The organism is Micromonospora sp. KC723 (assembly GCF_004348595.1).
GTDB lineage: Bacteria > Actinomycetota > Actinomycetes > Mycobacteriales > Micromonosporaceae > Micromonospora.
Map to the genome: position 1 here is coordinate 1 of NZ_SMKD01000047.1, position 26,312 is coordinate 26,312.

The 26,312-nt window shown below is 72.1% G+C and carries 25 protein-coding genes; 14 read left to right on the plus strand and 11 right to left on the minus strand.

Features of this window, described 5'->3' with window-relative positions; translation table 11 throughout:
- Nucleotides 1-578, minus strand: a 578-nt coding sequence (locus tag E1165_RS13205; protein ID WP_132391231.1) for an FABP family protein, incomplete at its 3' end; no start/stop codon positions are given.
- A 55-nt stretch (nt 579-633) separates the two neighbouring features.
- Nucleotides 634-738 (minus strand): small membrane protein MtfM, encoded by a 105-nt coding sequence (mtfM, locus tag E1165_RS30490; RefSeq protein ID WP_266320062.1) that lies wholly within the window; start codon nt 736-738, stop codon nt 634-636.
- Between the two features lie 12 nt (nt 739-750).
- Here mtfM and E1165_RS13210 point away from each other — a divergent pair, with 12 nt between their 5' ends.
- From E1165_RS13210 to E1165_RS13220, 3 genes are all read left to right on the plus strand, one after another.
- The gene (locus E1165_RS13210; RefSeq protein ID WP_132391233.1) at nt 751-1,125 is read left to right on the plus strand and encodes a DsrE family protein; all 375 of its coding nucleotides are present in this window, start codon (nt 751-753) and stop codon (nt 1,123-1,125) included.
- Between the two features lie 81 nt (nt 1,126-1,206).
- Nucleotides 1,207-1,587, plus strand: coding sequence for an SCP2 sterol-binding domain-containing protein (locus E1165_RS13215; RefSeq protein ID WP_132391235.1), 381 nt, complete (start codon nt 1,207-1,209; stop codon nt 1,585-1,587).
- On the plus strand, nt 1,584-3,638 hold the full coding sequence (locus tag E1165_RS13220; RefSeq protein ID WP_132391237.1) for a glycogen debranching N-terminal domain-containing protein: 2,055 nt from the start codon (nt 1,584-1,586) through the stop codon (nt 3,636-3,638). Before E1165_RS13215 ends, E1165_RS13220 begins: the two co-directional genes overlap by 4 nt.
- Nucleotides 3,639-3,701: 63 nt before the next feature.
- Here the strand turns inward: E1165_RS13220 and E1165_RS13225 are convergent, their stop codons facing one another.
- On the minus strand, nt 3,702-4,556 hold the full coding sequence (locus E1165_RS13225) for a hypothetical protein (protein WP_132391239.1): 855 nt from the start codon (nt 4,554-4,556) through the stop codon (nt 3,702-3,704).
- 47 nt (nt 4,557-4,603) lie between these two features.
- A complete protein-coding gene (locus E1165_RS13230) occupies nt 4,604-5,077 on the minus strand; it encodes a winged helix-turn-helix domain-containing protein (protein ID WP_132391285.1) in 474 nt (157 codons plus the stop codon).
- A gap of 294 nt (nt 5,078-5,371) precedes the next feature.
- Between E1165_RS13230 and E1165_RS13235 the strand changes: the two genes are divergently transcribed.
- Nucleotides 5,372-9,745 carry a S8 family serine peptidase gene (locus E1165_RS13235; RefSeq protein WP_243704739.1) on the plus strand — a complete coding sequence of 1,458 codons (4,374 nt, stop codon included), beginning with the start codon at nt 5,372-5,374 and terminating at the stop codon, nt 9,743-9,745.
- 185 nt (nt 9,746-9,930) lie between these two features.
- Nucleotides 9,931-11,037, plus strand: a complete 1,107-nt coding sequence (locus tag E1165_RS13240; protein WP_132391243.1) for a glycosyltransferase family 2 protein — start codon at nt 9,931-9,933, stop codon at nt 11,035-11,037.
- Between the two features lie 282 nt (nt 11,038-11,319).
- Here the strand turns inward: E1165_RS13240 and E1165_RS13245 are convergent, their stop codons facing one another.
- Nucleotides 11,320-12,204, minus strand: a complete 885-nt coding sequence (locus E1165_RS13245) for a trypsin-like serine protease (protein ID WP_132391245.1) — start codon at nt 12,202-12,204, stop codon at nt 11,320-11,322.
- Nucleotides 12,205-12,361: 157 nt separating this feature from the next.
- On the opposite strand from E1165_RS13245, the gene E1165_RS13250 reads away from it, so the two are divergent.
- Nucleotides 12,362-13,021, plus strand: a complete 660-nt coding sequence (locus tag E1165_RS13250) for a response regulator transcription factor (RefSeq protein ID WP_132391247.1) — start codon at nt 12,362-12,364, stop codon at nt 13,019-13,021.
- Complete coding sequence (locus E1165_RS13255; RefSeq protein WP_132391249.1) at nt 13,018-14,121, plus strand: HAMP domain-containing sensor histidine kinase; 1,104 nt, start codon at nt 13,018-13,020, stop codon at nt 14,119-14,121. The genes E1165_RS13250 and E1165_RS13255 overlap by 4 nt, the downstream gene beginning before the upstream one ends.
- Before the next feature lie 86 nt (nt 14,122-14,207).
- Here E1165_RS13255 and E1165_RS13260 read toward each other — a convergent pair whose 3' ends face one another.
- From E1165_RS13260 to E1165_RS13275, 5 genes are all read right to left on the minus strand, one after another.
- Nucleotides 14,208-14,531: a DUF1416 domain-containing protein gene (locus E1165_RS13260; RefSeq protein WP_132270671.1), complete on the minus strand. Its 324-nt coding sequence runs from the start codon at nt 14,529-14,531 to the stop codon at nt 14,208-14,210.
- A gap of 5 nt (nt 14,532-14,536) precedes the next feature.
- Nucleotides 14,537-15,385, minus strand: coding sequence for a sulfurtransferase (locus tag E1165_RS13265; protein WP_132391251.1), 849 nt, complete (start codon nt 15,383-15,385; stop codon nt 14,537-14,539).
- Nucleotides 15,386-15,588: 203 nt separating this feature from the next.
- Nucleotides 15,589-15,666, minus strand: a complete 78-nt coding sequence (locus E1165_RS30720; protein WP_371687337.1) for an Ms5788A family Cys-rich leader peptide — start codon at nt 15,664-15,666, stop codon at nt 15,589-15,591.
- Nucleotides 15,667-15,766: 100 nt separating this feature from the next.
- Nucleotides 15,767-16,555 carry a DUF2993 domain-containing protein gene (locus tag E1165_RS13270; protein ID WP_132391253.1) on the minus strand — a complete coding sequence of 263 codons (789 nt, stop codon included), beginning with the start codon at nt 16,553-16,555 and terminating at the stop codon, nt 15,767-15,769.
- Between the two features lie 102 nt (nt 16,556-16,657).
- Nucleotides 16,658-17,698 carry a hypothetical protein gene (locus tag E1165_RS13275; protein ID WP_132391255.1) on the minus strand — a complete coding sequence of 347 codons (1,041 nt, stop codon included), beginning with the start codon at nt 17,696-17,698 and terminating at the stop codon, nt 16,658-16,660.
- A 249-nt stretch (nt 17,699-17,947) separates the two neighbouring features.
- On the opposite strand from E1165_RS13275, the gene E1165_RS13280 reads away from it, so the two are divergent.
- The 7 genes from E1165_RS13280 (at nt 17,948) to pstB (ending at nt 25,048) form a co-directional block, all read left to right on the plus strand.
- Nucleotides 17,948-18,661 carry a response regulator transcription factor gene (locus tag E1165_RS13280; protein ID WP_132184430.1) on the plus strand — a complete coding sequence of 238 codons (714 nt, stop codon included), beginning with the start codon at nt 17,948-17,950 and terminating at the stop codon, nt 18,659-18,661.
- A 168-nt stretch (nt 18,662-18,829) separates the two neighbouring features.
- Nucleotides 18,830-19,693 carry a polysaccharide deacetylase family protein gene (locus tag E1165_RS13285; RefSeq protein ID WP_132391257.1) on the plus strand — a complete coding sequence of 288 codons (864 nt, stop codon included), beginning with the start codon at nt 18,830-18,832 and terminating at the stop codon, nt 19,691-19,693.
- A gap of 31 nt (nt 19,694-19,724) precedes the next feature.
- Nucleotides 19,725-20,651 carry a mycothiol synthase gene (gene mshD / locus E1165_RS13290; RefSeq protein WP_132391259.1) on the plus strand — a complete coding sequence of 309 codons (927 nt, stop codon included), beginning with the start codon at nt 19,725-19,727 and terminating at the stop codon, nt 20,649-20,651.
- 278 nt (nt 20,652-20,929) lie between these two features.
- On the plus strand, nt 20,930-22,033 hold the full coding sequence (pstS, locus tag E1165_RS13295) for a phosphate ABC transporter substrate-binding protein PstS (RefSeq protein WP_132391287.1): 1,104 nt from the start codon (nt 20,930-20,932) through the stop codon (nt 22,031-22,033).
- A gap of 38 nt (nt 22,034-22,071) precedes the next feature.
- Nucleotides 22,072-23,163: a phosphate ABC transporter permease subunit PstC gene (pstC, locus tag E1165_RS13300; RefSeq protein ID WP_132391261.1), complete on the plus strand. Its 1,092-nt coding sequence runs from the start codon at nt 22,072-22,074 to the stop codon at nt 23,161-23,163.
- Nucleotides 23,160-24,251: a phosphate ABC transporter permease PstA gene (gene pstA / locus E1165_RS13305; protein ID WP_132391263.1), complete on the plus strand. Its 1,092-nt coding sequence runs from the start codon at nt 23,160-23,162 to the stop codon at nt 24,249-24,251. The genes pstC and pstA overlap by 4 nt, the downstream gene beginning before the upstream one ends.
- A 20-nt stretch (nt 24,252-24,271) precedes the next feature.
- Nucleotides 24,272-25,048, plus strand: a complete 777-nt coding sequence (gene pstB, locus E1165_RS13310; RefSeq protein WP_132391289.1) for a phosphate ABC transporter ATP-binding protein PstB — start codon at nt 24,272-24,274, stop codon at nt 25,046-25,048.
- Between the two features lie 66 nt (nt 25,049-25,114).
- On the opposite strand, the gene E1165_RS13315 is transcribed toward pstB, so the two are convergent.
- On the minus strand, nt 25,115-26,302 hold the full coding sequence (locus tag E1165_RS13315) for an epoxide hydrolase family protein (RefSeq protein ID WP_132391265.1): 1,188 nt from the start codon (nt 26,300-26,302) through the stop codon (nt 25,115-25,117).
- Between the last annotated feature and the right edge of the window lie 10 nt (nt 26,303-26,312).

Consider the following 26,312-nt stretch of genomic DNA (forward strand, 5'->3'; position numbering starts at 1 on the left):
GCGGAGAGGTGGGGGCTGAGGGCGTGACCCATGCCGGCCATCTCCTGGGCGTAGAGCAGCGCACCCTCGACGATGCCGAACAGTCGGGCACCGGCGGTGACCTCCTTGGCGGTGGCCGTCCGCAGCACCGCGTCGGTGGCGAACTCGATCTGGGTGCCCGTGCGCTTGCCGATGTACAGCTCCATGACCCCAGTCGGGGTCATCATCAGGGCCTCCAGCTCGTCGGTGGCCCGCTCCCCGTTCTGCACCGGCCGCCACCAGCCGACCTCGCGTCCGGCCTGGCGGACCGGACGGCTCTGCTCATCCAAGATCCACGCTCGCGACTCGTAGAACAGGAAGGGCCGGCCGTCGTGGCTGATCCGGATCTCCTGCCCGAAGTCGAAGTCCTCGATGGTGGGGAAACCACCCCGCCCCCGCCCGCGCCACACCCCGACGTACGGCAGCAGGCCGTCGAGCGTCGGGTGCAGCTTCGGCCCGACCCGCAGGTCGTGGCTCTCCTGGTACGGGTACTCCTCGACCGGCGGCGCGTTCAGCCACGGCGGTTGCAGCGGGTTCTCATCCGACGGGTGCGCGCTCACCGAACCACCCCCGTTCGCGACTGCGGGGCTCGCAAACCCGGCTCACTCCTCGCGCTCACCAGTTACCTCTCGATATGCGTACGGCAAGGTAGACCAGGCCACCGGCGAGCGCGCCGAGGCCCGCGACCAGCAGGCTGACGAACCCGATCTCGGTGACCATCATGGTCATCCTATGCTGGCTGCCATGGCCCGCACTCTCGTCGTCAAGGCCACCGCCGGCGCGGACGCGCCCGAGCGGTGCGCCCAGGCCTTCACGGTCGCCGCCACCGCCGCGGCCGCCGGCGTGGAGGTGTCGCTCTGGCTGACCGGTGAGTCGACCTGGTTCGCCCTGCCGGGTCGGGCGGAGCAGTTCGAGCTACCGCACTCCGCGCCGCTGGCGGAGCTGCTGCACGTCATCCTCACCACCGGCCGGGTGACCGCCTGTACCCAGTGCGCCGCCCGGCGGGACATCGGTCCCGGCGACGTACTCCCCGGGGTACGCATCGCCGGCGCGGCGGTCTTCGTCGAGGAGGCGATGGCCGAGGGGGCCCAGGCCCTGGTCTACTGACCCCGCGCCCCGACCGACGCCCGAAACAAGCAGACTGACGGTAGTCGCCCGACTTGTCGGCATACTGCCTACCATTCTGGTGTGTACGAGGCGACGGAAGAGTTCTTCGCAGCACTGCCGGCGCGCGCCCCTTCGGTGCTGCGCGGTCCCGTCAGGGGAACCCTCCAGATCGCCCTCACCACCGACCATCACACCGACTACTGGCTGCTCCGGCTCGCCCCGCACCAAGCCGTCGTCACCCGCGGCCGTGGCCCGGCCGACGCGGTCCTGAGCAGCAGCGCCGAGTTCTTCGAGCGCCTGGTCACCGGGCGCGCGCAGGGCATCTCCGCGGTGCTGCGCAACGAGGCCACGTTCAGCGGCAACGTCCTGCTCTTCCTCGCCTTCCGGCGGTTCTTCCCCGCCCGGCCGGGCGCCCGGGATCCGCGCGAACTGGCCCGCGACCAACTCCGGCGGTCGGGATGACAGAGCTGGTCAGCATTCTCGACGGCAACACCTTCGTGGTCAGCGACCGACGCGGCGACATCGAACCGTCGTACGCCACGCCCACCGGGCTCTTCTCGTTCGACACCCGGTTCCTCTCCACCTGGCTGCTCACCCTCGACGGCGAGCGGCTGCACGCCCTCTCCATCGACGACGCGCAGTCCTACCGGACCCGCTACTTCCTCGTCCCCGGCGAACCCGTTCACTACATCGACACCAAGGTGTCGGTGATCCGGCACCGGGCGATCGGCGGCAGCCTCACCGAGGAACTGACCCTGCTCAACCACTCGGATCGGGAGATGCGGTTCAGCCTCCGACTGGCGATGGGCTCCGACTTCGCCGACCTGTTCGAGGTCAAGCAGAGAGGGCGGAAGAGGGGCACGGTGATTCCCACCGTCGGCGAGAACGAGCTGCGCCTGACCTACCGGCGTGAGGCCTTCCACCGGGCGACGGTGATCACCAGCAGCGCGCCCGTGGAGGTGGACCAGGGCGGCATGACCTGGTCGATCACCGTCGGCGCGCACGAGGAGTGGAGCACCCGGCTACACGTGTCGGAGATGATCTACGCCGCCGGAGGCGAGGATGTCCGGGCCAGCACCCCGCTCAGCGGCACCCGCAGCCCGGAGGCCATCCGAGCGGAACAACAGCAGTTGATCGGCACGGCCCCGAAGCTGGGCTGCGACTGCGAGCCGTTGGCCGGGGCGTACCGGCAGAGCCTCAACGACCTGGGCGCCCTGCGGTACGAGTCGATCGCGCTCGGCGTACGGCTGCTCGCCGCCGGGCTGCCCTGGTTCATGACCCTGTTCGGGCGGGACAGCATGCTGACCTCGCTGCAGGTGCTGCCCTTCCTGCCCGAACTGGTCCCACCGACCATCACCATGCTCGCCGGCCTCCAGGGGTTCCGCCTGGACGACTTCCGGGACGAGGAGCCCGGCAAGATCCTGCACGAGCTGCGGTACGGCGAGACCGCCGGTTTCGAGGAACAGCCGCACTCCCCCTACTACGGCTCGGCGGATTCCACGCCGCTGTTCGTCATCCTGCTCGACGAGTACGAGCGCTGGACCGGCGACGCCACGCTGGTGCGGCAGCTGGAGTTCTCCGCCCGGGCTGCCCTGGACTGGATCGACAGCTACGGCGACCTGCTCGGCACGGGGTACCTGTGGTACCAGACCCGCAACCCGGAGACCGGCCTGGCGAACCAGTGTTGGAAGGACTCGTGGGACTCCATCTCGTACGCCGACGGCCGGCTGCCGGGCTTCCCCCGGGCCACCTGCGAGCTCCAGGGGTACGCGTACGACGCGAAGCTGCGCGGCGCCCGGATGGCCCGGCTGTTCTGGAACGACCCGGCGTACGCCGACCGGCTGGAACGTGAGGCCGCCGCGCTCAAGGAGCGGTTCAACCGGGACTTCTGGCTCCCGGACCGGGAGCACTACGCGCTCGCTTTCGACCCGCACTGCCAGCCCGTGGACGCCCTCTCCTCCAACATCGGCCACCTGTTGTGGAGCGGCATCGTGCCGGAGGACCGGGCCGAGTCGATCGCCCGCCACCTGATGAGCCCACGCCTCTTCTCCGGCTGGGGGGTACGCACCCTCGCCACCGATCAGGGGCGTTACAACCCGATCGGCTACCACGTCGGGACGGTCTGGCCGTTCGACAACGCCTTCATCGCCTGGGGCCTGGCCCGCTACGGCTTCCGGGAGGAGGCTGGACGGATCTGCGAGGGCATGCTCAGCGCCTCCCGCCACTTCGGCGGCCGGCTGCCGGAAGCCTTTGCCGGCTACGCACGCGACCTCACCGACTACCCGGTCCGGTACCCGACCGCGTGCAGCCCGCAAGCCTGGTCCGCCGGCACACCCCTGCTACTGCTGCGGGTGATGTTGGGGTTGGAACCGCAGGGCGAACACCTCATCATCGACCCGGCGGTACCGGAGGGCATGGGCCGGGTGGAACTGCTGGACATCCCGGGCCGCTGGGGTCGGGTCGACGCTCTCGGTCGCAGCCGCGGCCCCCACGACAACACCCGCGACCACTGACCCGCCCCGCATCCGCCCCACGGCCGTTGATCGTGGTACCGGCGACACGGAGGTGGGTGCCGGTCAGGGGCAGGAAGCGGAGGCGGTCAGGCGGAGTTCGGTGCCCGTGGCGTCGGCCAGGACGACGAGTGGGCCACGCCGGTAGGCGTACACCTCGGGGGTGTCCAGCAGGGCGACGCCGGCGGCCAGCGACCGGAGGCCGGCCAGGTCGACCGGGGCGGGACCGGCCGTGACCAGGGTGGTTGTCGCCCGGCCGCCGGCCGGGCAGGACGCGCTTCGCCCTTCCGGGTCCGTCGGGGCGGGCCGCCCCAGGGCGCGGGCGGCCTCCGCCACGGCGGCCAGCGACGCGTCACCAGCCGTCGACGGCGGTGTCGCGTACGGCCGGTCGACCGGGCGGCAGCCGGTGTCGGCCTCGAACTCGACCCGCCCCGCGCCAGCCGTCCGCCCCTCGACCGCGACGAACTCCCCGGCGTCGGCGCGCAGCCGGGGGCCCTCCGAGCCGGCGCGCACCCCGGCCCGCCAGCCCGCCGGCAGCCGGTCGGCGACCCGTTCCAGCAGGACCCGCTCGCCGCCCTCGGGCACGAACACCGTCACGCCGCCGATCAGCGCCGCTCCGGCGGCCATCGGGGTGACCCGGCATCCCGGTTCGTAGCGGGTCCCGGCCAGCGCCCACGCGCCGTCCCCGATCGCGGCGACCAGCTCGCCGACGGCCCGGTCGACGACCGGCGCCGCCTGCCCGAGGGTGCGCTGCTCGCGCACGGTCGGCGGGTCGGTCCGTACCGACCACCAGGTGAGCACGCCCAGCAGCACCGCCCAGAGCACGGTCGCGACCAGCAGCCAACGAGGCCATCCCCGGTCGGGGGCCGGCTCTGGAGGACCACTCGGCGGGGCCCACCCCGCCTGGACAGCACCGCTCACCCGGCCATCGTGTCACGGGCCCGCCGCCGGTCCGGGTACGCCCCGGCCTACACCCCCGGTACGGCGAGCCGGTAGCCGACGCCGCGCACGGTCTGCACCTGTGGACCATCGGGCAGGACGCGCAACTTGTGACGCAGCCGCTTGACGGCGGAGTGCAGGATCGCCGCGTCGCCGAGCCAGGCGCCACCCCAGACCGACGCGAAGATCCGCTCGTAGCTCCACACGCCGCCCGGACTGCCGGCCAGTCGGGCGAGCAGCTTCCGCTCCAGGCGGGTCAGCGACACCGCCTGCCCCCGCCAGGTGACCAGGTGCCCGCCCGGATCCACCACGAGGTCACCGCAGCGCACCGGCGGGGCCGGCGCGTGGTCCGCCGCCGGGGCGGCGGGCTCCGGCGACGGGAAGAGCATCGCGCGCAACTCGGCGAGGTCCGCGCAGACCACCACCGGCCCGAGATCGTCGAGCCGGCTCACCACCCGTTCCCGCACCGACACGTCAGCGCTGACGCAGACCACGAATCCCATGCCGACACCGGTCACACGCCCTCCCCAGGCCGTCCCTGCCACCGCCCCGCCGACCCACGGCGAGGAGCCCGCCACGGTGCCTCCGGAGTAGTGACGACAGCGTAGCGACCGGTTACTGACCAGATACTGACCGACACCGTTCATTGATCGCAGTAGTTCCACCACCGAGCATCGTTCACAGCGGACGCGGGCGACATCCGCCACACCGAGCGCCGCCCCACCGCTGCGTGTGCCGCGACCCGGCACACGCGGTCCGGCCCGAACCGATCGGGACCGATGACGTGGGGAGGAAACGTGTTCGAACGACCGACCGGACGGCCCGTCCGGTGGAGAACCCTCGCCGTGCTGGCGGCGGCGCTACTGGGCATCACCGCCCAACCGGCCGTGCCCGCCGTGGCCGCGCCGGCCGCTCCCCGCGCCACCGTGGACCGCCCGGTCCTCGACACGCTGGCCACCAACCACACCGCGACCTTCCTGGTCTACCTCAGGGAACAGGCCCCACTCGCCGAGGCGGCCCGGGTACGCGGCGCCGACGGCCGCGCCCGGGAGGTGCACCGGCTGCTCACCACCACCGCCGAACGGACCCAGCGGGACCTGCGGTCGACGCTGGACGCCCGGAAGGCACCCCACACGGCGTACTGGATCGCCAACGCGCTGCGGGTGACCGGGGACCGGGCGCTGCTGGACAGCATCGCCGCCCGGCCCGACGTGGCCCGGATCGCGCCCACCCGCAGCTACCCGCTGGTCCACCCGGCGGAGCGGACCGCCGCGCGCGCCGGCACCCGGGCGGCGGAGTGGGGCCTGACCAGCATCAAGGCACCCCAGGTGTGGGACGAGTTCGGCGTCCGGGGCGAAGGCCTGGTGGTGGCGAACATCGACAGCGGCGTGCAGTTCGACCACCCCGCCCTGGTCAAGGCGTACCGGGGCAACCTCGGCAACGGCTCCTTCGACCACCAGCACAACTGGTACGACCCGGCCGGCATCTGCCCGACCGCCGCGCCCTGCGACAACAACAGCCACGGCACCCACACCATGGGCACGATGGTCGGCGACGACGGGGCCGGCAACCAGATCGGCGTGGCCCCCGGCGCGCGCTGGATCGCCGCGAAGGGCTGCGAGAGCGACAGTTGCTCGGACGCCTCGCTGCTCGCCGCCGGCCAGTGGGTCCTCGCCCCGACCGACCTGGACGGGCGGAACCCGCGCCCCGACCTTCGGCCGGACATCGTCAACAACTCGTGGGGCGGCAGCGGTGGCGACCCCTGGTACCAGCAGACCGTCGCCGCGTGGCGGGCCGCCGGCATCTTCCCGGCCTTCTCCGCCGGCAACAGCGGCCCGGCCTGCGGCAGCGCCGGCTCACCGGGCGACAACCCCAACGCGTACGCGGTCGGGTCGTACGAGGCGAACGGTGCGATCTCCCGGTTCTCCGGCCGCGGTGCCGCCAGCCGCCCGGACGTGAAACCCAACATCGCCGCGCCCGGCGGCAACGTCCGGTCCAGCGTGCCCGGCGGGTACGCGGCGTTCAGCGGCACCTCCATGGCCGCACCGCACGTGGCCGGCACCGTCGCGCTGGTCTGGTCCGCCGCACCCGCCCTACGGGGTGACGTCGCGAACACCGAGGCGCTGCTCGACGACACCGCGACCGACGTCGACGCGCTCGACTGCGGGGGCACCGCCGACGACAACAACGTCTTCGGCGAGGGCCGACTCGACGCGTACACGGCGGTCCGGCAGGCGCCGCGCGGCCCGGCCGCCCGGATCTCCGGCACGGTCACCGCGGCGGCCGACGGCACACCGGTCGCCGGCGCCACGGTCGGTGCCGGCGAGCGCGCCGCCACCACCGGCCCGGACGGCCGGTACACGCTGACCGTCCCGGCCGGCGAGGTCACCCTCACCGTCACCGCGTACGGGTTCAGCAGTCAGACGGTGACCGTGACGGCCCCCGAGGGCGGCGCGGTGACCCGGGACTTCGCGTTGACCGCCACACCGACGGTCACCGTCTCCGGACGGGTCACCGACGGCTCCGGGCACGGCTGGCCGCTGTACGCGCGGATCGACGTCACCGGCCGCCCCGGCGGCCCGATCTTCACCGACCCGGTGACCGGCCGGTACGCGTTCACCGTGCCGGCCGACGCCACCTACCGGCTCACCGTCACCGCCCGGTACCCGGGCTACCGCACGGTGACCCGGGACGTCAGCGCCGGCGCCGGGGCGGTGACCGCCGACGTCGCCGTTCCGGTCGAGGCGGCGTGCACGGCGGCCGGCTACACCGGCAGCCTCAGCGCGCCGTCGCTCACCCAGAGCTTCGACGGCAGGGCCACCCCCGACGGATGGACGGTACGCAACCGCACCGACAAGGGCGGCTGGGCCTTCGACGACCCGGGGGCGCGCGGCAACCTGACCGGTGGCGGCGGTGGCTTCGCGATCATCGACAGCGACAAGCTGGGTGCCGGCAACACGCAGGACACCGACCTGGTCACCCCGCCCGTCGACCTGTCCCGCTCGGCCGCGCCGCTGCTGCGCTTCCGCAGCGACTGGCGGGCGGTGGGGGTGAGCGACACCGCCGACGTGGACGTCTCCACCGACGCCGGCGCGAGCTGGACCAACGTCTGGCACCAGACGGCCAGCCGGCGCGGACCGAGGGTCGAGGAGGTGCCACTGGCCCCGGCCGCGGGGGCGTCGGCGGCGCTGGTCCGCTTCCGGTTCAAGGGCACCTTCGCCTGGTGGTGGCAGGTCGACGACGTCGAACTGGTCAACCGGGACTGCCTCCCCACGCCCGGCGGGCTGGTGGTCGGCGCCACCACCGACCGGAACACCGGCACGGCGCTCAACGGGGTGACGGTGACCAGCGTCGACCGGCCGGCGGACCGGGGCGTCTCGGCGGCCACCCCGGACGACCCGAACCTGCCGGACGGCTTCTACCACCTCTTCTCCGGCCTGACCGGCGAGCACCCGTTCACCGCCTCGCGTCCGCCGTACGCGACGGCGACCAGGCCGGTGACCGTGGTGGCGGACGAGGTCCGCCGGGCCGACCTGGCGCTGGCCGCCGGCCGGCTCACGGTCAGCACCACCGACGTCGAGGCCCACCAGCCGTACGGCAGCACCCGGACCGCCAGGGTGACGGTACGCAACACCGGCACCGCCCCGGCCGAGGTGGAACTGCTGGAGCGGGGTGGCCGGTTCGAGTTGCTCTCCTCCGCCGGCGCGCCGCTGCGCGAGCAGACCGTCAAGGGGATCAGCAAGGCCCGCACCGGCACCGGGTACGGCGGCGGGGCACCCGGCGCCGTACCGCAGGCGGACGACGCCTGGACCCGGGTCGCCAACCTGCCCGCGGCGATCTTCGACAACGCGGCGGCCAACCTGGACGGGAAGGTGTACTCCGTCGGCGGGGGCAGCGACACCGGCACCGAGCGCCGGGCCTGGGTGTACGACCCGGCCGCCGGAGCCTGGTCGGCCCTGCCCGACCTGCCTCGCGCCCGGTCCAAGCCGGCCGCCGTGGCGGTGTCCGGCAAGCTCTACGTGATCGGCGGCTGGGGTAGCGACGGCGCACCCGACCCGACGGTCGACGTCTTCGACCCGCAGGCCGGCACCTGGAGCACCCTGGCCGGCGCGGTGAATCCGGCGCCCGCCGCCGCGGCCGGCGTGGCCGTGGTCGGTGACCGGGTGCACCTGGTGGGCGGCTGCGTCGACAGCAGTTGCACCGACTCGCAGAAGCTGGTGGTGTTCGACGCCCGCAGCGGCACGTTCCGCGCCGGGGCCAACTACCCGCATGCGGTCTCCTGGGCCTCCTGTGGTGGCATCGGCACGCAGGTGTACTGCGCCGGGGGCGTCGCCGCCACCGCGTACACGGACGCCTGGCGGTACGACCCGGCCGCCGACCAGTGGCACCCGCTGCCGAACCTGCCGGTCGACCTGTGGGCGTCGCAGTACACGTCGGCCGGGGGGATGCTGGTGCTGGCCGGCGGGGTGACCGCCAACTCGACCGCGGTGACCAATCGGACGATCGGTTACGACCCGGTCGCCGGGGCCTGGCGGAACCTGCCCAACGCCCAGTTCGGGCGGTACCGGGGTGCTGCCGCGTGCGGGGCGTACAAGATCGGTGGCTCGCCCAGCTCGTTCGTCGGATCGGTGGAGAGCGAGCGGCTCGGCGGGCTGGAGGGCTGCGCGACGGCCACCGACCTGCCCTGGCTGGCCACCACGCCGACCGGCTTCACGCTGGCGCCGGGCGCGTCCCGGACGGTCACCGTCACGCTGACCGCCACGGCCGAGGCCGGCGTGCTCCAGCCCGGGGCGTACTCGGGCGGGCTTGGCGTCCGGGCGGACAGCCCGTACCCGCTGCCGGCGGTCGCGGTGACGATGAACGTGTCGCCGCCGCCCAGCTGGGGCAAGCTCCAGGGCACGATCACCGGGCGCACCTGCGGCGGCGCGACGGTCGGGGTCCCGGCCACGGTCCGGGTGAACCGGGTGGATTCCACCACCGGGACGACGCTGACCGCCGACGGTCAGGGCCGCTACGCGTGGTGGCTGCCGAAGGGCCGCTACGAGGTGATCGTCGCCAAGGACGGCTGGGTGCCGGAGGTGCAGCGCACCCGGGTCGACGCGGGCATCGTCGGCACGCTCGACCTCGACCTGGATCCGGCCTCGTCCTGCACCGGGGCGACCGGTATCTGAAGGATCGCGCCACCCGGTGGCCGTCGACCCGCGCGGGTCGACGGCCACCGCCGTGCGTACCGACAGCCGGTGCATGATCGTCCGTGCGGCGGCCGGGACGCCCCTGGCCGACCGGCCAGCCACCCCATGGTGGCTGGTCGCCGCACCGGTCGGCAGGCCCGGCCCGCCGCCCGGGACGAGACTGGTTGACCGAACGGTCAGATCCGATTCGCGGCTCCCGGTACCGGCCGGTCGCCGGCAACCAGATCGCCATCCTGATCGCCTGCCGCAACGGGGCCAACACCATCGCCGGCGCGGTGTCCGCCGCCCGGGCCACCGGCGCCCCGGTGTACGTGGTTTCCGACGCCTCCACCGACGGCACCGCCCGAGAGGCCGCGACGGCCGGGGCCGCAGTGCTGGAACTGACGCGCAACGTGGGCAAGCCGGCCGCGCTGCACGAGGGGTACGTCCGGTTCGGATTGGGCGGGCTGTTCCGGGCGGTCGTCATCCTCGACGACGACGTCCTGGTCGCGCCCGACTTCCTCGACCGGGCACTCGAGCAGTTGTCCGAACGGGTGGCGATCGTGGTCGGGCACAACGTCACCTGGTGGCCCCACGAGCGGCGGTGGAACCCCTGGCTGGCCAAACGCGCCTACAGCTACTGGAACTACCAGGCCGTCGTCCGCCGGTTGCAGAGTCACTTCAACGTGATGAACTGCATCTCCGGCTCGAACTCGCTCTACCGCACGGAACTGCTGGACGTGCTGCTGCCCCAGCAGCCGCCGTACATCGTCGACGACACCTACTGGGTGCTGGAGACGCACCGCCGCGGACTGGGCCGGGTGGTGTACGCCCCCCGGGCCGTCGCGCACCTGCAGGACCCGACGAACGGTCGGGACTGGTACAAGCAGAACCTGCGTTGGCTGTGGGGCACCTTCCAGGGGATCATCGGGCACCGCGTCGGACGCCGTAACACCCGGTTCGACCGTGCGTACCTGCTGCTGATGCTGCACTGGGTGTTGTACGTGGCGGGCGCGCCGGTGACTCTCTGGCTGCTGGCGACCGCCGGCCCAGGGCTTGGCGTCGGCCTGCTGTTCCTGCTCGGCGGCCACGCGCTCTGGGTGGCGCTCGCCTCCTGGCGGCTGCGCCGTCCCCGCCTCCTGCTCTTTCTGCCGGTGATCGTCGTGGCCGACCAGCTGTACCGGGTGATCATGGTGCACGCCCTGGTCAAGGCCATCCGCCAACCCACGGTGGACCGCTGCGTGTGGGACTCCCCCGCACGCTTCGCGGTCCCCGCCGGATCGGACGCGTGAAGGAGGTGAACATGTCCTCGAGCCAGGAACTTCCGCTACCGGCGCCTCGACGGCCGCCGTCGGCACGATCGGTGCGCTCGCTCTCGGCCTCGGCGCGGTGCTGGTTACCGTGGCACAGTGGGGCGCGAAGCTGCGTCGCCGCGGCAACTGACGGACCAGACAGCCGGGGGTACGGCGCCCGTCCCCGCCGTACCCCCGCCCCGGCCCCGGTCCGCCCGGCGGCCGCTCACCCAGGTCGCCGCGCTCCGGTGCCGACAACCCATGCCGCCGCGTGACGCCGATCTATCGACCGAACCGACGACCGATGATCCGGGAGACACGACCTGCGAGGAGCAGAGCGGCGAGCAGCGACACGCAGGCCACGAGGAGCAGAAGAGCGCTGTCGCCGCCGGTGTGCCCCTTGTCCGACGTCCCGGTCACCGTGCCGGTGATCCAGACATGGAGATTGTCGGTGCGGGTGCTGAAGTCGGGACCGTGGTGGGGACAGGGTGGCCCAGTGCTGACCAAGGCCGCCAGCTCTGGTGTCCCGCCAGGCCGATCGCGGAAATACGGTCCGCCGGAGTCGTGCGGGCACGGGCTGGTGTCCTGGCGCGGGGCCTGGCCCGAGGTCTCGATCAGGATGTCGCCGACCGCGACGACGATGAACTCGCCGGTCTGCAACCGGGTCGTGGGGACGGCAGGGCCGCCGTCGGTGGACAGGCCATAGCCCGTCAAGCGAAGTGTCTCGCCCACCGCCGGAGGTTTGGTACCGATCCTCAGCGGAGCTATGCCGGTGACCGCGGTGCGGAGTTCGGCGAGGGCGACGTCGGCGGTTTCGGCCTGGTGCACCGCGACGACCTCGATCTCCTGCCCGTCTCGCCCCCGGAGGTCCGTGCGCCCGACAGTCGCGGTGGTACGGCGAGCCACGGTGCGGCCGACCCGTTGGCCGTTGACGTCTCGGAAGCAGTGCCCGGCGGTGATCACCCAACGCGGTGCGATCAACGCGCCGGAGCACCAGCTGTCCCGGGTGCCGCCGCCCGGGGTTGGCAGGCCCGTCGCGGTGAGCAGGACTGAGAACCGGTAGTCGCCATCGGCCGCGTCCTCGCCGTACGCGATGGCTGCCGCACCAGATGCCCACAGGGGAATGACGGTTACGATCACCAGGAGAGCTACAGCGCTCTTTGTCATGATTCTACGCAAGGAGCATCACCGGAACCAACAGGTCGGGCAGGGACCAAACCATGATCGGAACCTGTCGGTCAGCGGGGCGTCAGTGCCGTCCTTACGCATTCTTTATCCGCGCTGTGCGAACTTGTCGGCGGTGGGCGAAGGAGGGGGACGCGGCGTGCGGGTGCTGGTGGCGGACGACGAACGACTGCTGGCCGAGACCGTGGCCGAAGGACTGCGCCGGCTGTCCATGGCGGTCGACGTGGTCTACGACGGGGACAGCGCCCTGGAACGGGTCGGCGTCAACCAGTACGACGTGGCCGTCGTCGACCGGGACATGCCGGGGCGGACCGGCGACGAGGTGTGCCGCTGGATCGTCGGCTCCGGCGCAGGTACCCGCGTACTTCTGCTGACCGCCGCAGCCGGCAGCCGCGACCGCGTCGAGGGTCTCGGCCTCGGCGCCGACGACTACCTGACCAAGCCGTTCGCGTTCGCCGAACTCGTCGCCCGGATACAAGCCCTGGCCCGGCGTTCGGGCGCCGCGCTGCCACCGGTGCTGGACCGCGACGGAATCATGCTCGATGTCACGCGGCACACGGCCGTGCGGGACGGGCGGGTGCTGGCGTTGTCGCCCAAGGAGTTCGCCGTTCTCCACGTCCTGATGCGTGCCGGCGGCCGGGTGGTCAGCGCCGAGGACCTGTTGGAGAAGGCCTGGGACGAACACGCCGACCCGTTCACCAACTCGGTCCGCATGACCATCATGACGCTGCGGCGGAAGCTGGGCCGCCCCGAGGTGATCCACACGGTCCCCCGCGCGGGATATCGTCTCGGGTCATGAACGTCCGGTCACCGGGCCGACGGATCCTCGTGCTGTGCGGCGTCCTCCTCGTCGCGGGCCAGTCCGCGCCGCTGGTCGCGGAGCACCTGCTCGGGTGGTGGCGCGAGTTCGGACCCGAGTGGTGCGTCGTCCCGGCGGGTCGCGCGCCGGACAGTGACGCCTCGTTCGTCTGTGTGCAGGTCTTCCGGCGGCCCAGCATCCCCATGGTGGCGACCCTGGTGGTCATGCTGGCGCTCCTGCTGGTCGCCGCGTACCCGGCAACGCGATGGTGCCTGCGGCCGGTCCGCGACCTGGCCCGGGGGATGGAGAACGTCGGGCCGCAGAACCTCGGCCATCGGCTGCATCCCGGCCCGGGCCGCGACGAGCTGGCCGAACTCGGCCGCGCCATCGACGAGATGATGGACCGCATAGCCGTCGGGTACGAGGCGCAGCGCAGGTTCGCCGCGGACGCCTCCCATGAGTTGCGCACCCCCCTCGCGGTCCAGCGGACACTGATCGAGGTCGGCATGGCCGGGAGCCTGACAGCCGATCAGCTCAGCCTCCTCACGACCCAGTTGCTGAAGACGAACGAGCGCAACGAGCGCCTGATCGAAGGGCTGCTGGTGCTCAGCGAGAGCGACCGGGGCCTGGTCGTCCGGGCACCGCAGCGGCTGGATCGGATCGTCGCCACGGTGCTCGACGCCCACCGGGCACGTGCGGCCGAGGCCGGAGTGGCGATCACCAGCATGCTGCGGCCACGGGTGGTGCTCGGCGAGCAGGTGTTGCTGGAGCGGCTGGTCACCAACCTCGTGCAGAATGCCCTGAAGTACAACCGCGCAGACGGCACCATCGATGTGCGGGTCGGTGAGGATCCGGCCCTGGTCGTGTCGAACACCGGAGACGACGTGCCTCCCGAGGAGGTCCCCGCGCTGTTCGAGCCCTTCCGGCGCCGATCCGGCACCCGCGTCGACCACAGCGGCGGCGCCGGCCTCGGGCTGGCGATTGCCCGTTCGATCACCCGTGCTCACGAAGGCACCATTGCGGCGTCGTCCACCGGCCACGACGGGCTGCGCGTCCAGGTGTCGTTTCCGGCGGTGTCGTCGAAGGGCGCCACGGCCTGAGCGGGCATCAGCGGGATTCTGATTCACGGTACGGCTCGGGCCGGTCGCCCCGTCGGGGCGACCGGCCCGAGCCGATCAGAGCGTGGTCAGGCAGCGACCGTGACGACAACCTCGTTGATGCCACGCGCGGCGGTCACCGCGGTGTCACCGTTGCCGTACCGGGACAGGGCCCGCAGCGTCCAGTCGCCCGGGGCCGCGAAGAAGCGGAACTGGCCGGCCGGGGAGGTGACCACCTCCGCGGTGAACTCACCGGTCGAGTCGAGCAGCCGGACGTACGCGCCCGGCACGACCTCGCCCGCGTCGGAACGGACGACACCGGTGATGACGGTCTCCTTCTCAAGGTCCAGGCTGGCCGGCAGCGGGGCGGCCTGGTCGGGAGCGGCGCAACCGGCGGCGGTAGGAGCAGTCATGGTGATCAGGCCTCCCCGGGCTCGTCGCCGAGCGCGACCGGCACGCCGACCAGCGAGCCGTACTCGGTCCAGGATCCGTCGTAGTTCTTCACGTTGCGGTGGCCGAGCAGCTCCTGCAGCACGAACCAGGTGTGCGAGGAGCGCTCGCCGATCCGGCAGTACGCGATGGTCTCCTTGCTGTCGTCCAGCCCGGCGTCGGCGTAGATCTTGCGCAGCTCGTCGTCGGACTTGAAGGTGCCGTCCTCGTTGGCCGCCTTGGACCACGGCACGCTGATGGCGGTGGGCACGTGGCCCGCGCGCTGCGCCTGCTCCTGCGGCAGGTGGGCGGGGGCGAGCAGCCGACCGGCGTACTCGTCGGGGCTGCGCACGTCGACCAGGTTCTTGCTGCCGATGGCGGCCACCACGTCGTCCCGGAAGGCGCGGATGGAGGTGTCCGGCTCCTGCGCGACGTACTGCGTTCGGGGGCGCTCCACCTTGTCGGTCACCAGGGGACGGGCGTCCAGCTCCCACTTCTTGCGACCGCCGTCGAGCAGCTTGACGTCGCGGTGACCGTAGAGCTTGAAGTACCAGTACGCGTACGCGGCGAACCAGTTGTTGTTGCCGCCGTAGAGGATGACGGTGTCGTCGTTGGCGATGCCCCGCTCCGACAGGAGCGCCTCGAACTGGGTCTTGTTGACGAAGTCCCGGCGGACCGGGTCCTGCAGGTCGGTCTTCCAGTCGAGCTTGATCGCCCCGGCGATGTGGCCGGTGTCATAGGCCGAGGTGTCCTCGTCGACCTCGACGAAGACGACGCCCGGGGCGTCGATGTTCTTCTCGGCCCAGTCGGCCGAGACGAGTGCGGTGTCGCGACTCATCAGATCACTCCCTGGTGAAGGATGGATGGTGAGCCAGCGCGGGGACGGAATCGGTGATTGTCGCACCACGCGCGGGACCCATAGAGGAACGGATCACGGGTTCGTGCGACGGCGCCGCTGCCGGGCGTACGGGTGGGAGACCGGAAAGGGTACGCAGACCCCGAGTGCCGGTGGCCGCTAGGCGGCCGGAGACAGCCCCGCCGTCAGAAGACGGAGCGACACAGGCAGGTGGCCACGCGGCACAGGTCGACCGCGCGCCGTTTGGTGAGGTGCGTCCCCATGACCAGGGAGCCTACCAGCGGTCCCGCAGAGTGCCACCGGACCGACCAGCATCCGGGACGCCGGCTGGTCCGACCGGCCGGCGCACGGGTGCGCCTCGGCTCAGCCGGCCTGGTTGATCGGAACGTCCCGGGCGTCGGCGGTCACCGCCAGACCCTCCGGCCGCGGTTCCACCTTGCGGACGGTGAGCTGGAACGGCAGCTCGGGCAGGGGCACGTCGACGGAGATGCCCCTGGCGTAGTTGTTGAGCAACGTCCGGGCCAGCGGCACCGCCGGCAGCCCCTCGGCGCTCAGGTCGTTGAACCGCAGCGCCACCTTGTTGCCCTCCGCGACGGTCACGTCGGCGGTGCCGCTGACGGTGAGCCGCTGGCCCAGGATGTCCACCGGGGCGGTGACGACCAGCTTGCCGTTCTGCTCGCCGAGCTTCAGCCCGGGACGGTCCAGCAGCTTCGCCAGGCTGTCGTAGGCGACCGTGCCGGTGCCGTCCACGGTGTCGGCGATTACGTCGCCGCGCCCCGACCGGAGGGTGTCCAGCGAGGCGCGCACGCCGCGGGCGTCCACGTCGAGCCGGGGCAGGTTCACCGCGTTGCCCTCGACCGCGCCCTGCGCGTCCGTGAGGACGATGGAGATCCGCTCGTACCGGCCACCCAGCACCTGGGTCAGGAACGGAAAACCGCCGACGTCGACCTGCGGCGGGGCCGACCGCGCCTGCTGCTTGGCGAGTTCCCGTTCCACCTGGTCGGCGATGGCGCGCTCGGCCACCCCGGCCGCCACCCGGTCGGCCACCACCAGCAGCCCGCCCAGGAGCAGCAGCAGGACGACAAGCGTGACGAGCACCTTGCGCCCGCGCCGCCGGGGACGCCTCTCGTACGCCGGGTACGCCTCAGCCACGCCGCCTCCTCCTCGTCGTCGCGCGGACACGACGCCCATCCCCTCGACGTCGCCGCGCGGCGCCCGGTTGGTACCCGACCGCGCGGACGCTCAACCGTCGGGTCACAGGAACAGTACGCACATGGCGTACGCGGCCGGCGCGGCCAGCGCGAAGCCGCCGAGTGGGCCCTGCATGTGCCGGGCGATCCACATCGTCGGCGGCTCGCCGGCCATCAGCCGGCCCGCCTCGGCGTACCCGACGGCGAGGTCGGCCAGGACGGCGGCGACCGCCGCGACCAGCCCGATGATCGCGGCCCGGGTGGGTGTGAACGGGGTGACCAGGTAACTGCCGAGCACAGCGCTGATCATCGTGCCGATCATCGCGCCGAGGACCACGCCGGCCGCGCCGCGCGGCACCTGCGGGGCGAGTCGCGGCCAGGGCAGCACCGCGTCGGTGAGCCGGGCCACCATGAGCGCGACGCCGCTGGCGGTCAGGCACACCGTGATCGCCTGGGTGCCGGCGGGGATCCGGCTGAGCGTGATCAGTGTGGCGAACGCGACCACCCCGACCACGATCAGCAGGGTGGTGCCGAGCGAGTCCGTGACGCGTACCCGGTCGACCCGCCGGACGAGCTGACCGAGCACGCCGAGGAGGAAGCCGCCGGCCGCGACGTACCCCAGCGGGGCCAGGCCGGCGATGTCGGACTGCACCGCGGCGGCGTCCGCCGCCGCGGCGACGGCGGCGCTGATGAGCGCGACCAGCAGCAGCGCGGGCGGGCGCATGGCCATCGTCCAGGCGAGGACGAAGAGCAACTGCACGCCGAAGACGATGACCGCGAACGACAGCCGGTGCCCCGGCCCGGCGGTCTGCGCGCCGAGCACCAGGCCGACGCCGAGCAGCGCGGCGAAGCCCGCGACGGTGAGGGAGAGCGGCTTGTGCACCTCGACCGGCTCGACCGGTTCCTCTTCCTCCTCGGGGGCCTCGTCGGCCGGGCGGCGGGGCGCGCCACCCTTGCGGAAACGCCGGGGCCCCCGCTCCCGCCGGCCGCCGCCCTCGTCCTCGGCCGGACCGGTGCGCGGAGCGGGCGGCGGGCCGGCCGGCCCGGGAGGCGCGTCGTCAGCCCACCGGTCGCGGCCGGCGTCGGGCGAGGTCGAGGGAAACACGCCCCGATCGTGCCAGACCCGGGCGCTCCGGCGGTGGTCACGGTTTCGGCAACGTTAAAACCTCTGGCACGATCATGGGCAGATCAGGCAAAGAGGAAAGCGTGACCGGAGCCCTTCCGGAACGATCGGTTACGCTCAACGCGTAACCCGCCCGTCAGCGACGCCGGGACCACACAAGTTCGCAGCGCACGCCCGTCGGGGGTCCGCTGGTCGCGCGCGGCTTCGTCGCCGCCGGACGGAGGTGATCGTGTGGAGATCCTGTTGTTGGTGACCGCGCGGGCAGGTGAACCATCGGCAGTGCTGCCGGCACTGGACCTGCTCCCGCACTCGGTCCGTACCGCACCCCGCGACGTCCGCACCCTGGTCGCCGGGCCGAGTCCGGACGCGGTGCTGGTCGACGCGCGCTCCGAGCTCAGCGAGGCCCGGGCCACCTGCCGGATGCTGCACGCCACCGGCCTCGGGGTGCCGCTGGTGGCCGTGGTCACCGAGGCCGGCCTGATCGCGCTCAACGCCGACTGGGGGGTGGACGACGTGATCCTGGCCTCGGCCGGCCCGGCCGAGGTCGAGGCCCGACTGCGGCTCGCCGTCGGCCGGTTGAGCAACGCGACCGCCGGTGCCGGCGGCTCCATCCGGGCCGGCGAGCTGACCATCGACCCGGACACGTACGCGGCGAAGTTGAAGGGCCGCCCGCTCGACCTCACCTACAAGGAGTTCGAGCTGCTGAAGTTCCTCGCCCAGCACCCGGGCCGGGTGTTCACCCGCGACCAGCTGCTCCGCGAGGTCTGGGGGTACGACTACTTCGGCGGCACCCGCACGGTGGACGTGCACGTCCGGCGACTGCGGGCGAAACTCGGCTCCGAGTACGAGTCGATGATCGGCACGGTCCGCCAGGTGGGCTACAAGTTCGTGGTGCCGCCGTCGCGCTCGCTGCCGGAGTCGGAGCACGCCCCGCTGCCGGTCTGACGGCCACCACCCGCGACCTCATCGACGGTCCCCCTATATTCCCATACGCCCCTTTTGTGCACCTTGTCGGCTCTATCCTGATGCCGAACGGTGAGCGAGAGGGGCCACGGTGCGGGGACTGACCACGGGGGCGACGCGGGCGCGCGGAGACCGGCCGGCGGTGGCCCGATGACGGGGGCGACCGGCCGCGCCACCGGCGTCGTCGCGCTGGTGCTCGCCGCGCTGCTCGGCTCGGCGTACGTACTGGGGCGCAGCCTGGTGTCGGGCGAGGCACCGCGCGGCGCGGAGGTCACGAGCCGGGCCGGCGGCGTCCAGTACGCCGAACAGCCCGCGGAGTCGGGCGCCGCCGCCGACCGGCCGACCGGGGGTGATCCGCAGGGCGGGCCGGACGGCGGGAGCCACCATGCCGCCGAGGGCGTCGGCGGCGGCCCGTTCGGCAGCCGGGTGAGCACCGGCTCGACCCTGGTCGCCCTCACCTTCGACGACGGACCGAACCCGGACTACACCCCGCAGGTGCTCGATGTGCTGCGGGAGTTCGGGGTCCGGGCGACCTTCTGCGTCGTCGGCGAGAACGCGCAGCGCCACCCGCACCTGATCCGGGCGATCGTGGCCGACGGGCACACCCTGTGCAACCACTCCTGGCGACACGACGTGCAACTCGGTCGCCGTTCCCGCGACGCCATCCGCGCCGACCTGCTGCGCACCAACGAGGCGATCCGGGCCGCCGTGCCCGACGCCCCCATCGCCTGGTACCGCCAGCCCGGCGGCGCCTGGACGTACCCGCTGGTCTCGGTGGCCGAGGAACTCGGGATGATTCCGCTGCACTGGAGCGTCGACCCGGTGGACTGGCGGACGCCCGGCGCCCTGCGGATCGCCACGAGGGTCGTCCGGGACACGACGGCCGGCTCCATCGTGCTGCTGCACGACGCCGGCGGCGAGCGGCAGGGCACGGTCGACGCGCTGCGCCACATGCTGCCCGAGCTGACCAGCCGGTTCCCGCTGGACGCGCTGCCGCACGACAGCAGGCCCTGACCGGAGGGCGCGGGCGGACTACGGTGACGAGGTGAGCATCGCGGAACCGACGACCGACCGGGTGGTCCGACTCGACCGACTCGACCCGGCGGAGGTGGCCGAAACCCTGGCGCTGACCCGGCTCGCGGGCGACGCCGACGGCGCGGACCCGCTCGACGAGCACACCCTGTTGCGGCTGCGCGACCCGGGGGCCGCGGCCGTGCACCTCACCGCCCGCGCCGCCGACGGCGCCCTGACCGGGTACGCGCACCTGGACACCACGGATCCGACGGCCGGGATCGGGGTGGAGTTGGTGGTGCATCCGGCCCACCGACGACGGGGCACCGGCCGGGCACTGGCCCGGGAGGTCCTGACGGCGGCGACCGGGCCGCTGCGCGCCTGGGCGCACGGCGACCACCCGTCGGCCGCCGCGCTCGCCGTCGACCTGGGATTCCAGCGGGCCCGGGTGCTCTGGCAGCTACGCCGGCCCCTGACCGCCGCCCCGCCCGAGGTGCCTCTTCCCGACGGGGTCGTGTTGCGCGCCTTCCGACCCGGCGAGGACGACGAGGCCTGGCTGGCGTTGAACGCCCGGGCCTTCTCCAGCCACCCGGAGCAGGGCCGCTGGACCGAGGCCGACCTGCGGGTACGCCTGGCTGAGCCGTGGTTCGATCCGGCCGGCTTCCTGCTGGCCATGGCCGAGTCCACCGGCCGGCTGCTCGGCTTCCACTGGACGAAGGTGCACGAACGCCCGGGGTCGGCCCGGATCGGCGAGGTGTACGTGCTGGGGGTGGACCCGTCCGCCCACGGCGGCGGCCTCGGCAAGGCGCTGACCGCGGCCGGCCTGCGGCACCTGCGGTACGAGCGCGGGCTGGACCGGGTGATGCTCTACGTCGACGAGTCGAACACCGGAGCGGTGGCGCTCTACGAGCGGCTCGGTTTCGCCCGCTGGTGCGGGCACGTGAACTACGCCCTGGGCTGACGGATCCGGTCACGCGGCCATCACGACGCGGACTCGGCACGATAACGGCCGTCCGGGTAAGTCGGATATGTGGGCATAGGCGGTCGGCAGTTCACCCAAAAGACAACCCACCCTCAGGCAGTGGCCAATCCGAGGATCAGGCTTGTTCATCTTTCGTTCACTTGCGACCGGCGAACCGTCCACCTGCCTTGCCTAACTTTCGTGTCAGCCGGTCAGCGTGCCGGCCCCGGGCCCCCACTCCGGGTGACCTGATCAAAGACGTGAAGGGAAACCCCCAGGTGAACCTCCAGCGGCACGGCGCCATCGCCTGCCTCGCTCTTACCGCGATGCTCGGTCTCAGCGCTTGCGGCTCGGACAACAACGAGCCGGCCGGCGCCTCCGCGTCGGGCTCCGCCAGCTCGGCGGACTGCGCCACGGGCACGCTGAACGCACAGGGCTCGTCCGCCCAGAAGAACGCCATGGACGAGTGGATCAAGGCTTACCAGCAGAAGTGCACCGGCGCGAAGATCAACTATGAGTCCTCGGGCTCCGGCGCGGGCATCCAGGCCTTCCTGGCCGGCACCGCCGACTTCGCCGGCTCGGACTCGGCGCTGAAGGACGAGGAGCAGCCGCAGGCGGACGCCAAGTGCACCGGCGGCAAGGCGATCCACCTGCCGATGGTGATCGGCCCGGTGGCCGTCGTCTACAACGTCGACGGCGTCGACAACCTCCAGCTCAAGCCGGCCACCCTGGCGAAGATCTTCGCCGGCAAGGTGACCAAGTGGGACGACCCGACGATCAAGGCCGACAACCCCGACGCCAAGCTGCCGTCGACCGCCATCAACGCGGTGCACCGGTCGGACTCGTCCGGCACCACGGACAACTTCACCAACTTCCTGTCCAAGACCGCCGAGGCCGACTGGACCTTCGGCAAGGCCAAGGAGTGGAAGGCCCCGGGCGGCACGGGCGCAGCCAAGTCGGACGGCGTGGCCACCGCGGTCAAGGGTCAGCCGGGCACCATCGGCTACGTCGAGTGGTCGTACGCCGAGAACGGCGGCCTGAAGATCGCCAAGATCGGCAACGGTAACGGCGAGTTCGCCGAGCTGACGGCCGAGTCGGCCGGCAAGACCATCGCCGGTGCCCAGATCGAGGGCCAGGGCGACGACCTCAAGATGAAGATCGACTACAACACCAAGGAGGCCGGGGCGTACCCGATCGTCCTGGTGACCTACGAGATCGTCTGCTCCAAGGGCCTCGCCGCCGACAAGCTTCCGCTGGTCAAGGGCTTCCTCGGTCACGCCGCCAGCAGCGAGGGCCAGGCCGAGCTGACCGAACTGGGCTACGCCCCGCTGCCGGACTCGGTCCGCACCAAGGTCGAGGCCGCGGTCAAGAACCTCTCCTGACCCACATCTGATCACCACCAACCGAAGCGAGCGAGCAGATGGGTGAAACCCCTCACCGCTCGGCCGACGCCGGCACCGGCGGGACCCGCGTGACCGAAGGTCACCAGTGGCCCGCCGGTGCCTCGGCGCGTATGGCCGAGGCACCAGTCAGCGTCCGCACCCCGGGCGGACCCGGCCTGGGCGGCGGCGGCGCGCTGCCCACGGCCCGCCGGTTCGGCGCCGAGCGCGCCTTCCGCGGCCTCACCCTCGCCGCCGGAGGCTTCGTCCTGGTCGTCATCGCGGCGATCGCGATCTTCCTGATCGCCAAGGCGGTCCCGGCACTCCAGGCGAACACCGAGAACTTCTGGACGTTCGAGGGCTGGTTCCCGAACGACGCGGAGCCGAAGTTCGGCATCGGGGCGCTCGCCTTCGGCACGGTCCTCACCGCCACGCTCGCCCTGCTGGTGGCGGTACCGATCGCGCTGGGCATCGCGCTGTACCTGTCGCACTACGCGCCGCGCCGGGTCGGCACGAGCCTGGGCTTCCTGATCGACCTGCTCGCCGCGGTCCCCAGCGTCGTGTTCGGACTCTGGGGCCGGGAGATCTTCCTTAACCCGGTCCGCGACTTCTCCGCCTGGCTGAACACCTACTTCGGCTGGATCCCGATCTTCGGCGGTGACGGGCCCTTCGGCAGGTCGATCCTGCTGGGCTCCCTCGTCCTGGCGATCATGGTGTTGCCGATCGTCACCTCGCTCTCCCGCGAGGTCTTCCTCCAGACCCCGACGGCCAACGAGGAGGCCGCCCTCGCGCTGGGCGCCACCCGGTGGGAGATGATCCGCACGGCGGTCCTGCCGTACGGCCGGCCCGGCATCATCGCCGCGGTGATGCTCGGTCTCGGCCGCGCGCTCGGCGAGACCATCGCCCTCGCGATGACCCTCGGCATCACCTTCAACATCTCGTTCAACCTGATCGAGAACGGCGGCAACAGCATCGCCGCCAACATCGCCAACACGTTCGGCGAGGCGAACGAGACGGGGCGGGGCGCGCTGATCGCCTCCGGCCTCGTCCTCTTCGCCATCACGCTGATCGTCAACATCACGGCCCGCGCGATCATCTACCGCCGCCGCGAGTTCACGGAGTCGGCCGCATGACCACCACCCTCACCTCGCACCGTCCCCGCCCGCCGGCCCAGCCGCCGACCCTGCGGGCCCGGCGGCTGCCGAAGTGGCTGCCGCCGGCCGTCGCGCTGGGCGCGCTGCTGGTCGCCGCCGCGATCGTGTACGGCGCCGGCATCGGCGGGCCCGTGCTCGTCGTGGTGGTCGGCGCGCTGCTCTACCTGGTCGGGCTCTTCGCCGCCGCGAACGCGGTGGAGGGCCGACGGTCGGCGCGCAACCGCACCTGGAGCGCGTTGATCCACTCGGCGTTCGTACTGGCCGTCCTGCCGCTGGCCTCGGTGGTCTGGACCCTGGTCACCAAGGGCCTGGAACGGTTCGACGCCAACTTCTTCCTCACCTCGATGAACAACATCGGCGCCCGTGATCCCGAGGGTGGCGCCTACCACGCCATCGTCGGCACCCTGATCCAGGTCGGGATCGCCGCGCTGATCACGATCCCGATCGGCATCCTCTGCGCGATCTACATCGTCGAGTACGGTCGCGGCCGGTTCGCCTTCGCCATCCGGTTCTTCGTGGACGTCATGACCGGCATCCCGTCCATCGTCTCCGGTCTGTTCGTCCTCGCGTTCTGGGTGCTGGTCGTCTCGCCGTACTTCAGCTCCACCGGCCGGCCGGGCTTCTCCGGGTTCGCCGCCGCGCTGGCGCTCAGCGTGCTGATGCTGCCCACCGTGGTTCGTTCCACCGAGGAGATGCTGCGCCTCGTCCCGGCACCGCTGCGCGAGGGCGCGTACGCCCTGGGCGTGCCGAAGTGGAAGACCATCCTGCGGGTGGTGCTGCCGACGGCGCTGCCCGGCATCGTCACCGGTGTCATGCTCGCCATCGCCCGCGCCGCCGGCGAGACCGCCCCGGTGCTGCTCGTCGCCGGCGGTGGCGCGGCGATCAACTTCAATCCGTTCGAGAACAACCAGTCGTCGCTGGCCCTCTTCGTCTACCAGCAGGCCGGTGACGCGTCGCGGTACGCGCCGGCGCGGGCGTGGACCGCGGCACTGACCCTGGTCGCCCTCGTGCTGATCCTGACCGTCGCGGCGAAGTTGCTGGCCCGTCGTAACCGGCTCGGCCGATGAACCCCGGAGGTACCACCACCATGGCCAAGCGCATCGACGCCACGAACGTCACCGCCTACTACGGTGCCTTCAAGGCGATCGAGAACATCAACCTCACCGTGGAACCGAAGACGGTCACCGCCCTGATCGGCCCGTCCGGCTGCGGCAAGTCGACCTTTCTCCGCTCGATCAACCGGATGCACGAGGTGCTGCCGGGGGCCCGGGTCGAGGGCAACCTCACCATCGACGGCCAGGACATCTACGACCGCGACGTCGACGTGACGGCCGTCCGCCGCATGATCGGAATGGTCTTCCAGCGTCCCAACCCGTTCCCGACGATGAGCATCTACGAGAACGTGGTGGCCGGTCTGCGGCTCAACGGCGTCCGCCGCAAGTCGATCCTGGACGAGGCCGCCGAGAAGGCGCTCCGCTCGGCGAACCTCTGGGACGAGGTGAAGGACCGCCTCGGCAAGCCGGGCGCGGGTCTCTCCGGCGGCCAGCAGCAGCGGCTCTGCATCGCCCGGACCATCGCGGTCGAGCCGCAGGTGGTGCTGATGGACGAGCCCTGCTCGGCGCTGGACCCGATCTCCACGCTGGCCATCGAGGACCTGATGTTCCAGCTCAAGGACAAGTTCACCATCATCATCGTCACGCACAACATGCAGCAGGCCGCCCGGGTGTCGGACCGGACCGCCTTCTTCTCCATCGAGAAGACCGGCGACCCGGGCCGCCTCATCGAGTACGACAACACCCAGAAGATCTTCAGCAATCCGGGTCAGAAGAAGACCGAGGACTACATCACCGGCCGCTTCGGCTGACATGCGCGCGGCCACCCGGCGCCCGGCCCGCCGCGCGCCGGGTGGCCGCGCGCCTCGGTCTCGCGGTCAGCGGACCTCGGCGAAGAACCCGCGGATGTCGGCGACCAGCAGGCCGGGGGCGTCCTGGGCGGCGAAGTGGCTGCCCTGGTCGTGGGTGTGCCAGGAGACGATGGTGGCGTGGTCACGCTCGGCCAGGGTGCGGACCGACTGGTAGTCCCAGGCGAAGTTCGACAGCCCGAGCGGCACGGTGGTCGGTGCGAGGCGTTCGGCGCCGCGCCCGTTGACCTTCTGCGTGGGATGCACCGCCGCCGCGTCCTCGTAGTAGAAGCGCGCAGCCGAGGCGGCCGTGTTGGTCAACCAGTAGATCATCACGTTGGTCAGCACGAAGTCCGGATCGAGGAACTCGCCGAGGAGTTGGGCACTCCAGCCGAGCTGCCCCACCGGGGAGTCGGCCAGCGCGTGCGCCACGTTCTGCGGCTCGGTGGACTGGAGCTTGTCGTACCCGCCGCGGTTGCGCACGAACCACTCGCCGAAGGCGAGGCTGTCCTTCTCCTGCCCGGTCAGCCTGTCCAACTCGGCCGGGTCACCGGAGGGGAAGGAGAAGACCTGGGTGACGTGCACCCCGATCACGCGCTCCGGGTCGGCCCGGCCGACCTCCGGCGAGACGGACGAACCGGAGTCGTTGCCGGCCGCGCCGTAGCGGTCGTACCCGAGCCGGCGCATCAACTCCGCCCAGGCCCGGGCCACCCGGAACCGGTTCCAGCCCCGCTCCCGGGTGGGCCCGGAGAAGCCGAAGCCGGGCAACGACGGGATCACCAGGTGAAACGCGTCGGCAGGGTCACCGCCGTGTGCCCGCGGGTCGGTCAGCGGCCCGATGACGTTCAGCCACTCCACCGGGCTGGTCGGCCAGCCGTGGGTGAGGATCAGCGGGGTGGCGTCCGGCTCGGGCGAGCGGACGTGCAGGAAGTGGATGTTCTGGCCGTCGATCTCGGTGGTGAACTGCGGGTACGCGTTGAGCTTCGCCTCCCACGCCCGCCAGTCGTACGTGGTGCGCCACCGCTCGACGAGGCGCTGGACGTAGCCGAGCGGCACACCGTACTCCCAGCCGGGCGGGACGGGGCCGGCCGGGGTGGCTCCGGGGTCGGCGGGCAGTTCCTCGGTCCAGCGGGTGCGGGCCAGCCGGTCGGTCAGGTCGTCCAGGTCGGCCTGGGGGATGTCGATACGGAACGGGACGATCGCGGTCTGCTCAGCCATGCTCCGAGCG